This window comes from Isoptericola sp. NPDC057391, assembly GCF_042668085.1.
Taxonomy (GTDB): Bacteria; Actinomycetota; Actinomycetes; order Actinomycetales; family Cellulomonadaceae; genus Isoptericola.
Window position 1 is genome coordinate 51827 of record NZ_JBHVBO010000006.1, and the last position, 9199, is coordinate 61025.

The 9199-nt window shown below is 75.0% G+C and carries 9 protein-coding genes; all 9 read right to left on the bottom strand.

Annotation, left to right across the window (positions count from 1 at the left end; all coding sequences use genetic code 11):
• Positions 1-5: 5 nt before the first annotated feature.
• On the bottom strand, positions 6-749 hold the full coding sequence (deoC, locus tag ACFUVW_RS01850; protein WP_430569642.1) for a deoxyribose-phosphate aldolase: 744 nt from the start codon (positions 747-749) through the stop codon (positions 6-8).
• Positions 746-1861: an adenosine deaminase gene (locus ACFUVW_RS01855; RefSeq protein WP_430569643.1), complete on the bottom strand. Its 1116-nt coding sequence runs from the start codon at positions 1859-1861 to the stop codon at positions 746-748. The genes deoC and ACFUVW_RS01855 overlap by 4 nt, the downstream gene beginning before the upstream one ends.
• A gap of 19 nt (positions 1862-1880) precedes the next feature.
• A complete protein-coding gene (locus ACFUVW_RS01860; RefSeq protein WP_430569644.1) occupies positions 1881-2135 on the bottom strand; it encodes a hypothetical protein in 255 nt (84 codons plus the stop codon).
• A gap of 74 nt (positions 2136-2209) precedes the next feature.
• On the bottom strand, positions 2210-3061 hold the full coding sequence (locus tag ACFUVW_RS01865; protein WP_430569645.1) for a hypothetical protein: 852 nt from the start codon (positions 3059-3061) through the stop codon (positions 2210-2212).
• A 21-nt stretch (positions 3062-3082) separates the two neighbouring features.
• Complete coding sequence (locus tag ACFUVW_RS01870; RefSeq protein WP_430569646.1) at positions 3083-4390, bottom strand: thymidine phosphorylase; 1308 nt, start codon at positions 4388-4390, stop codon at positions 3083-3085.
• Positions 4387-4815, bottom strand: a complete 429-nt coding sequence (locus ACFUVW_RS01875) for a cytidine deaminase (protein ID WP_430569647.1) — start codon at positions 4813-4815, stop codon at positions 4387-4389. Before ACFUVW_RS01875 ends, ACFUVW_RS01870 begins: the two co-directional genes overlap by 4 nt.
• A 2-nt stretch (positions 4816-4817) precedes the next feature.
• A complete protein-coding gene (locus ACFUVW_RS01880; RefSeq protein WP_430569648.1) occupies positions 4818-6116 on the bottom strand; it encodes an ABC transporter permease in 1299 nt (432 codons plus the stop codon).
• A complete protein-coding gene (locus ACFUVW_RS01885; RefSeq protein ID WP_430569649.1) occupies positions 6113-7534 on the bottom strand; it encodes an ABC transporter permease in 1422 nt (473 codons plus the stop codon). Before ACFUVW_RS01885 ends, ACFUVW_RS01880 begins: the two co-directional genes overlap by 4 nt.
• The gene (locus ACFUVW_RS01890) at positions 7531-9075 is read right to left on the bottom strand and encodes an ABC transporter ATP-binding protein (RefSeq protein ID WP_430569650.1); all 1545 of its coding nucleotides are present in this window, start codon (positions 9073-9075) and stop codon (positions 7531-7533) included. Before ACFUVW_RS01890 ends, ACFUVW_RS01885 begins: the two co-directional genes overlap by 4 nt.
• Positions 9076-9199 lie beyond the last annotated feature (124 nt).

Genomic DNA, 9199 nt, shown 5'->3' on the forward strand with positions numbered 1-9199 from the left:
GGCCCTCAGTAGCCGCTGCCGCCGGCGGGAGCGGCCTGCCCGGAGAAGCCCGCGAGCACGCCCGCGGTCCCGGACAGCCCCAGCCGCGTGGCGCCGGCGCGGATCATGGCGAGCGCGTCGTCGAGCGTGCGGACCCCGCCGGAGGCCTTGACGCCCAGCGCGCCCCCGACGGTCTCCGCCATGAGCGACACCGCGTGCACGGACGCGCCCCCGGCCGGGTGGAACCCCGTCGACGTCTTCACGAAGTCGGCGCCGGCGTCCTGCGCGGCCCGGCAGACGGCGACGATCTCGTCGTCGGTGAGCGCGGCCGCCTCGATGATGACCTTGAGCAGGTGCTCGGCGGGCACGGCCGCGCGCACCGCGGCGATGTCCGCCCGGACCGCGTCGAACGCGCCCTCCTTGGCCGCGCCGACGTCGATCACCATGTCGACCTCGTCGGCGCCGTCGGCCACGGACCGTGCGGCCTCGGCCGCCTTCACCGCGCTGACGTGCTTGCCCGACGGGAACCCGCACACGGTCGCCACCGCGAGCCGGCCGGACGCGACCCGCGCGGCGTGCGCGACGAAGGTCGAGGAGATGCAGACCGAGAACACGCCCAGGCGGACGCCCTCCTCGACCAGCGCGGTGACGTCGGCGGTCGTCGCCTCCGGCTTGAGCAGCGTGTGGTCGACGAACCGCGCGAGCGCGAGCGCGTCGGCGGGCACGTCGGCCCGCCCGGGCCGGGCGGCAGACGGCGTCGAACGGTTCATCGCTGCGCTCCCTCGACCTGCTGGTACCCCGGCAGGATGACGTCGTCGACCAGCGCGCGGCGCTCATCGTGGTGCATGAACGTGCTCCAGGCGGCCGTCAGGGTGACGTCGGCCAGGTCGTCGATGGTCCAGCCCGCCTCGGTGACGAGCCGCGTCATCTCGTGGCTCATGGACGTGCGGGACATGAGGCGGTTGTCCGTGTTGAGCGTGACGGCGAAGTCCAGCTCCTTGAGCCGCGTGATCGGGTGGTCGGCCACCGACGCCGCCGACGTGGCGCCCGTCTGCAGGTTCGAGACGGGGCACACCTCCAGCGCGATCTGGTGGTCGCGCACCCAGTGCGCCAGGCGGCCCAGGTCGGCGCGCCGCTCGCCGTCGTCGTCGAACCCCTCGTGGAAGGTGATGTCCTCGACGATCCGCACCCCGTGCCCGATCCGGTCGGCCTGACCGAGGTGCACGGCCTCGGCGATCGACGCCGGCCCCGCCGCCTCGCCCGCGTGGATCGTGGTGGGGAAGTCCTGCTCGGCCAGGTAGCGCCAGATCTCCGCGTGCCGCGAGGGCGGGAACCCGTCCTCCGGGCCGGCGATGTCGAAGCCCACCACGCCACGGTCCCGGTGGGCGACGGCGAGCTCGGCGATCTCCTGCCAGCGGTCGGTGTGCCGCATCGCGGTGACGAGCTGACCGACGCGGATGATCTGCCCGCGCGACGCGGCCTCGCGGATGCCCTCGTCGATGCCTGCCTGCACGGCCTCGACCGTCTGCGGCAGCGTCAGCCCGCGGGCGAGGTGCTGCTCCGGCGCCCAGCGCTGCTCGGCGTACACGACGCCGTCCGCGGCGAGGTCCAGCACGGCCTCGCGCGCCACGCGGGCCAGGGCGTCGGCCGTCTGCATGACGGCGATGGTGTGGTCGAACGTCTCCAGGTACCGCACCAGCGAGCCCGAGTCGGCGGCCTCGACGAACCAGGTGCCGAGCGACTCGGCGTCGTGCGCGGGCAGCACGTGGCCGACCTCCGCGGCGAGCTCGAGGACGGTCTGCGGTCGCAGGCCCCCGTCGAGATGGTCGTGCAGCAGCACCTTGGGCAGGGCAGGGATCAGGTCGACGAGGGCTTGCGTCATGGGGCCAACCTACCGGCGATCACGCGTCGCCGGCGGCCTCGGGATCGTCGAGCCCGGGGACCTCCTGGCTCTGCTCGACGACGTCGGCCTCCGCGGCCTCGCCGTCCAGGTCGGGCCGGGCGTGCCGCGGCTTGTACTCCTCCGCGCGGGCGCCGGCCGGCGCGTCGCCACCCTCCTGCGCGTCGTCCGTCAGGGCGTCCTCGACCAGGCTCGTGGTGTCGTCGGGGCTCTCCAGCCCGGCGTCTCGCCAGGCGTCGTCCGGGACGGTGCTCATGGGACTCTCCCTTCGCTCGACGGCGGTGCGCTCCCATCGTGGACCCGGCCCCCGCGGCGCGCCAGGGGAACCCGTCAGCCGCGGGCGTCCCGCGGCAGCAGCGCCCACACCACGTGCGGCCAGCCGCCCAGGGCGGGGGCGAGCGGCTCCCGGTCCGCGCTCGCCGGCCCGCCCCCGCTCCCCCGCCCGGCCACGAGCGCGGCGACCGGCACCGCATGCAGCCGGGCCGCCGAGGGCTCGTAGAGCGTCGCCACGTCGCCCCGCACGGCCGTCAGGAGGACGACGTGCCGCGGCACCGCCGTCGCCGCGCCGCCCGCGAGGTCGCCGCCCGAGTACAGCGGGACGGGCACGCCGGCGGCCGCCGCGTCCACGGCCGCGCCCAGCACGGTGCGCGCCGTGCGGCCGCCGACCACCCGGTGGGTGTAGCGCACGCGGCCGTACCGGGCGACGCGGGCCGCTCCCCACGGCGGGGTGCCCAGCGCGGTCGGCCACAGCGGCAGCCCGCCCGGCCCTCGGGTGGTGCGCGCGTGCAGGTCGCGCTGCTGGGCGGCGAACGCCGTGGCCGCACCGGCGGGCCACCGGCTCAGCTCCAGCGCGCGGCGCGGGTCCCCCGCGAGGCCCAGCATCGCGAGCACGGCCGCGCCGCACGTCCGCTCGTCGACCTGGCGGGCGGGTGCCGGGTCGCCGTCGGCCGCGGGGAGCGCGAGCGTCCGCGGTCGGCCCGGGGCCGGCGGCGGCCCGTCCCGGCCGAGTGGGTCGAGCACCCGCGCCCGCACCGCGGGGGCGAGCGCCTCGAGCGCGGGGACGAGATCGACGGGCACGTCCGGGCGGGCGAACCTCCCGGCGGGCGGCGGGGCCGGCGCCGGCCCGCCGCACGCGCCCACGAGGGCGAGGACGTCCGTCGCGCGCAGCGCCCGCGCCGCCATCGCCCCGGCCGCCCGGCCCGGTCAGCCGATCCGGTCGAGCACGAGCGGCCGGGCCGCGTCGCCGCCCGCGGCGTCGTCGACCGCCCACCGGCCCTCCAGCGCCGCCCGGGCGCGGTCGAACCGCTCGGGAGTGTCGGTGTGCAGCGTGAGCAGCGGCTGGCCCGCGGTGACCTGGTCCCCCGGCCTGGCGTGCAGCTCGACACCCGCCCCGGCCTGCACCGGGTCCTCGCGGCGCGAGCGCCCCGCGCCGAGCCGCCAGGCCGCGATCCCCACGGCGTAGGCGTCGAGCCGGGTGAGGACCCCGGACCGGTCCGCGACCACGTCCTGCCGCTCCCGCGCCCGGGGCAGCGCCGCGTCGGGATCGCCGCCCTGCGCCGCGATCATCCGGCGCCAGACCTCCTTGGCGCGGCCGTCGGCCAGCGCCGCGCGCACCTCGGCCTCGGGGACCGGCCGGCCCGCGCCCGCGAGCATCTCCACGGCCAGCGCCACGGTGAGGTCGACGACGTCGGCCGGGCCGGCGCCGTCCAGCACCTCCACCGACTCGCGCACCTCGAGCGCGTTGCCCGCGGTGCGGCCCAGCGGCACGGCCATGTCGGTGAGCAGCGCGACCGTGCGCACGCCCGCGTCGGTGCCGAGGTCGACCATCGTGCGGGCGAGCTCGCGGGCGGAGCCCAAGTCCTTCATGAAGGCGCCGGAGCCCACCTTGACGTCGAGGACCAGCGCGCCGGTGCCCTCCGCGATCTTCTTGCTCATGATCGAGCTCGCGATGAGGGGCACGGACTCGACCGTGCCCGTGACGTCCCGCAGCGCGTAGAGCTTCTTGTCCGCTGGGGCCAGGCCGGCGCCGGCGGCGCAGACCACCGCGCCCACGTCCTCGAGCTGGTCCATCAGCTCGTCGTTGCTCAGCGCTGCCCGCCAGCCCGGGATCGCCTCGAGCTTGTCGAGCGTGCCGCCCGTGTGCCCGAGGCCGCGGCCCGAGAGCTGCGGCACCGCCACCCCGAACGACGCGACGAGCGGCGCGAGCGGCAGCGTGATCTTGTCCCCCACGCCGCCGGTCGAGTGCTTGTCCGCCGTGGGGCGGGACAGGCCGGAGAAGTCCATCCGCTCGCCGGAGGCGATCATCGCGCCCGTCCACCGCGCGACCTCCGGCCGCGTCATGCCGCGGAGCAGGATCGCCATCGCGAGGGCCGACATCTGCTCCTCGGCGACGACGCCACGCGTGTACGCGTCGACCACCCAGTCGATCTGCGCCGCCTCGAGCGGGTGCCCGTCGCGCTTGGTCCGGATGACGTCGACGGCGTCGAACGCCTCGCTGCCCAGCACGGTCATGCTTCGCTCCCCTCGCGGTAGCGGTCCAGGTCCGGTGCGCCGAACGCGTCGGGCAGCACCTCGGTCATGGGGACGACGCCCCGGACGGACTCCACGAGCAGGCCGGGGCCGCCGTGCTCCCAGAGCAGCTGGCGGCACCGCCCGCACGGCATGAGCGTCCGCCCCGCGCCGTCCACGCACGTGAACGCGACGAGGCGGCCACCACCGCCCGTGACCAGGGCGGACACGAGCGAGCACTCCGCACAGAGCGTCACCCCGTACGCGGCGTTCTCCACGTTGCAGCCCACGACGACGCGGCCGTCGTCCACGAGCGCCGCCGCACCGACCGGGAAGCCGGAGTACGGCACGTACGCCCGGCCGACGACGTCGCGCGCCGCGGCGCGCAGCGCCTCCCAGTCGACGGTCGGCTCACCCGTGGTCGTCATCGCTACTCCTTCGTGTAGGGCGTCCCCGAGGCGGCGGGGGCGCGCGACTTGCCGACCAGCCCGGCGACCGCCAGCAGCGTCACGACGTACGGGAGCATGAGCATGAACTGGCTCGGCACGGGCGAGCCGACCACCGACAGCACGTTCTGCAGGTTGGTCGCGAACCCGAACAGGAGGCCCGCCATGGCCGCGCGGAGCGGGTCCCACTTGCCGAAGATCACCGCGGCCAGGGCGATGAAGCCCGCGCCGGCCGTCATCTCGCGGCCGAACTGGTTGATCGACACGACGGTGTAGAACGCACCGCCGAAGCCCACCACGGCGCCGCCGATCAGGACGGCCCGGTACCGCGCGCGGAGCACGTCGATGCCCACGGTGTCCGCCGCCTTGGGGTGCTCGCCCACCGCGCGCACCCGCAGGCCCCACTTCGTGCGGAACAGGGCGTACCACACGGCCGGCACGGCGAGGTACATGAGGTACACGACGATCGTCTGGTTGAACAGCACCGGGCCGATCACCGGGATGCTCTCGAGCCCCGGGATCGGCAGGCGCGGGAACCGCACGGTCGAGTTGAGCGTCTCCGCGTTGGGCACCAGCAACTCGGAGTAGAAGAAGCTCGTCAGGCCGATCACCAGCACGTTCAGCACGACGCCGACGATCACCTGGTTGACGCGGTAGGTGATGGTGAAGAGTCCCAGCACCAGCGCGACCAGCGCGCTCGCGACCACGGCCGCGACCAGCCCTGCCCACGGGCTGGAGGTGAGCGACCCGACGATCGCCGCGACGAAGGCGCCCGCGAGCAGCTGGCCCTCGATGGCGATGTTCACGACGCCGGCCCGCTCTCCGATGACCCCGCCGAGCGCGCCGTACACCAGCGGGACCGAGAGTCCCACCGCGCCGCCCAGGAGGCCGACGACGGAGAGGTCGCGCGGGCTGCCCGCGGCGGCCCACGCCAGGAACCCGACGAGCAGCGCGGCCGCGAAGATCGCGATCACCCACGCCGGCACGCGCCGGCCGGCCCGGGTGCGCACCACGGCGTAGCCGAGCACCACGAGCCCGAGGGCGCCGCACACCCAGGCCGTGCCCATCGCGGGCACCACGAGGGTGGACAGCACCACGACGTCGGTGCTGGTCGAGAGGGCGAACCGCGCGGACCCCTCGTGCGGCGCCAGGAGCAGCAGCAGGGCGTACAGCGCGAGGACCACGGTCAGGCCGATCGCGGCCTTCCAGGTCACCGGGGCGCCCGCGCGCGGCGCGGGCGTCGTGGCCGCGGGCCCCGCGGCGTCGACGGTCGTGGCGGTCATGCCTGTCCCTCCTCGGTGCCGCGCGCGGCCTCGGCGCGACGGCGGTCCCGTCGGCTCTCTCGTCGTCGGGCTGTGCGTTCCGGCTGCGGCAGCCGGAAGATCGCCCGCACCAGCGGCGGCGCCGCGATGAACAGCACGATCAGGGACTGCACGACCAGGACGATCTCGATCGGGATGCCCTGCGCGGCCTGCATCGCGGACCCGCCGGCCTTGAAGCCGCCGAACAGGATGCCGGCGCCGAGCACGCCCCACGGCGAGGAGCCGCCGAGCAGCGCCACGGTGATGGCGTCGAACCCGATGCCCGCGTCGATGTCGGCGCTGAAGCCCGTCGTCACCGTGCCCAGCACCTGCTGCGTGCCCGCGAGCCCGACGAGGCCGCCCGCGACGAGCATGACGAGCACGGTGGTGCGCGGGACGTCGATGCCGGCGACCCGAGCCGCCTTGGGGTTCTCCCCCACCGCGCGGAACGCGAAGCCCGTGCTGGAGCGGTTGAGGAGCCACCACACGCCGACGACGGCGAGGAGGGAGAGGACGAAGCCCCAGTGCAGGTTGTACCGGTCCCCGAGGAGCGGCGGCAGCACGGCGCTGTCCTGCATCGGCGGGGTCTTCGGGTTCGCCGAGCCGGGGGCCTGCATCAGGCCCGGCGTGGCCAGGAAGTAGGACAACAGGTAGAAGGCGACGTAGTTGAGCATGATCGTGACGATCACCTCGTGCGCCCCGGTGCGGGCCTTCAGCAGGCCCGCGATGCCGGCCCACAGCGCACCCGCGGCGACGCCGGCCACCAGGCACAGCAGCATGTGCCACGGGAACGGCAGCCCCGTGACGCCGAAGCCGATCCAGCCCGCGGCGGTCGCGGCGACGAGCATCTGGCCCTGGCCGCCGATGTTGAACAGCCCCGCCCGGAAGGCGAGCGCCACGCCGAGGCCCGCCGCGATGAGCGGCGTGGCGTTGGTGAGCGTCTGGGTGAGCGGCCGGATGCCCTGCGCGAACGAGTCGGCACCGAAGTTGTAGACCGCGCCCTGGAACAGCGCCGAGTAGGCGCCGCCGACCGCCTGGCCGATCGCGGCCAGCGTGTCGCCCGGCCGCGCGAAGAAGTACGGCGCCGCCTCCTGCACGCGCTCGTCGGTGACGACGATGAGGATCGACCCCGCGAGGACGGCGAGCACGATCGCGCCCAGGGCCACCGCCCAGCCGCCCGACGTCGCACGGCGGACCGCGTCGCGCCACCGCTGGCCCGACTCCTCGACCTCGGCCGCCTGCTCGCGGGCCGCCTCCTGCTCCAGCTCCTCCGCGAGACCGGGCTCGCGCGCGGCGTCGACGTGCTCGAGCGCCTCGCCCAGGCGCGAGCCGGGGTCGACGTCGAGCCCCTGGTCCTGTGCCGGGTCCTGCCCCCGGTCCTGGGGCGTCTCGCCGCTCACGCCGCGTCTCCTTCGTTCTGGGGGCCGGTCGGCGACGCGTCCTCGGGCGCGATGCCGGCCATCATGAGGCCGAGCACGTCGCGCGGCGTGGTCGCCGGGACGATCCCGACCACGCGGCCGCGGTACATGACCATGATCCGGTCGGCGAGCGCGACGGCCTCGTCGAGCTCGGTCGACACCACGACGACCGGGATGCCGGTGTCCCGCGTCTCGACGATCCGCTTGTGGATGAACTCGATCGAGCCGACGTCGACCCCGCGCGTCGGCTGCGCCGCGACCAGCAGCCGCAGCTCGCGCGACAGCTCGCGCGCGAGGACGACCTTCTGCTGGTTGCCGCCCGACAGGCGGCCGACGCGGGTCTCGATGCCCTGCGTCCGGACGTCGAACTCGGCGACCTTCTCGCGGGCGAACTCGTCGCGCACCGCGAGCTGCAGGGTGCCCCGCCGCACGAACGGCGGGCCGTCCGTGCGGTCGAGCACGAGGTTCTCGGCGATCGTGAACTCGCCGACCAGGCCGTCCTCGTTGCGGTCCTCCGGGACGAAGCCGACGCCGGAGTCGAGGATCCGCCGCACGGAGCGGCCCACCAGCTCCTTGCCGTCGAGCCGCACGCTGCCGGAGACCTGCTCCTGGAGGCCGACCAGGGCCTCGGTCAGCTCGGTCTGCCCGTTGCCCTGCACGCCCGCCACGACGAGCACCTCGCCGCCGCGCACGGTGAAGGTCACGTCGTCGACGAGCACCTGGCCGTCGGGCCCCGTGACACGCAGGTCCGTGACGGCCAGCTCGTTCTCGGTGGTGCGCGGGGCGTCCTTGCGCACCGTCAGCTCGACCGCGCGGCCCACCATGAGCGACGCCAGGTCCGCGTCGGTCGCTCCCGGGTCCGCCTCGCCGACCACCTTGCCGTGCCGCACCACGGTGATGCGGTCCGCGACGGCGCGCACCTCCCGCAGCTTGTGGGTGATGAAGACGATCGCGGCGCCCTCGTCCCGGAGCTGGCGCATGATCGCCATGAGCTCGTCGGTCTCCTGCGGGGTGAGCACGGCCGTCGGCTCGTCGAACACCAGCACGTCGGCGTCCCGGGAGAGCGCCTTGATGATCTCGACCCGCTGCTGGACCCCGACCGGCAGGTCCTCGACCAGCGCGTCCGGGTCCACCTGGAAACCGAACCGTGCCGAGATCTCCTGGACCTTCGCGCGGGCGCTGTCCAGGTCGAGGACGCCCCCCGCGCGCGTGGACTCGTGACCCAGCATGACGTTCTCGGCCACGGAGAACACCGGCACCAGCATGAAGTGCTGGTGGACCATGCCGATGCCCGCGGCCATCGCGTCGCCGGGCCCGGCGAAGTCCTGGACCGCGTCGTCCAGCAGGATCTGGCCCTCGTCGGCCTGGTAGAGGCCGTAGAGCACGTTCATCAGGGTGGACTTGCCGGCGCCGTTCTCGCCCAGCAAGCAGTGGATCTCGCCCGGTTCCACCACCAGGTCGATGTGGTCGTTCGCCACGAGCGCGCCGAAGCGCTTCGTGATGCCTCGCAGCTCGAGCCTCATGCTCTGCCTTCCATCCGTCGAGGGTCGGTCGAGGGCCGTCCGGGGCCGGGTCGACGCACCGTCGTCAGCCTCTCACCGGGGCGCCGTCGTCGCCGCCCGCATACGTCGTGCGCGGGCCCGGGGT

Coding starts and splice junctions, on each gene's coding strand:
- ACFUVW_RS01875 (WP_430569647.1), bottom strand. CDS start 4,815: ATGACGACCACGGGTGAGCCGACCGTCGACTGGGAGGCGCTGCGCGCC.
- ACFUVW_RS01860 (WP_430569644.1), bottom strand. CDS start 2,135: ATGAGCACCGTCCCGGACGACGCCTGGCGAGACGCCGGGCTGGAGAGC.
- ACFUVW_RS01880 (WP_430569648.1), bottom strand. CDS start 6,116: ATGACCGCCACGACCGTCGACGCCGCGGGGCCCGCGGCCACGACGCCC.
- ACFUVW_RS01870 (WP_430569646.1), bottom strand. CDS start 4,390: ATGACCGTGCTGGGCAGCGAGGCGTTCGACGCCGTCGACGTCATCCGG.
- ACFUVW_RS01865 (WP_430569645.1), bottom strand. CDS start 3,061: ATGGCGGCGCGGGCGCTGCGCGCGACGGACGTCCTCGCCCTCGTGGGC.
- ACFUVW_RS01890 (WP_430569650.1), bottom strand. CDS start 9,075: ATGAGGCTCGAGCTGCGAGGCATCACGAAGCGCTTCGGCGCGCTCGTG.
- deoC (WP_430569642.1), bottom strand. CDS start 749: ATGAACCGTTCGACGCCGTCTGCCGCCCGGCCCGGGCGGGCCGACGTG.
- ACFUVW_RS01855 (WP_430569643.1), bottom strand. CDS start 1,861: ATGACGCAAGCCCTCGTCGACCTGATCCCTGCCCTGCCCAAGGTGCTG.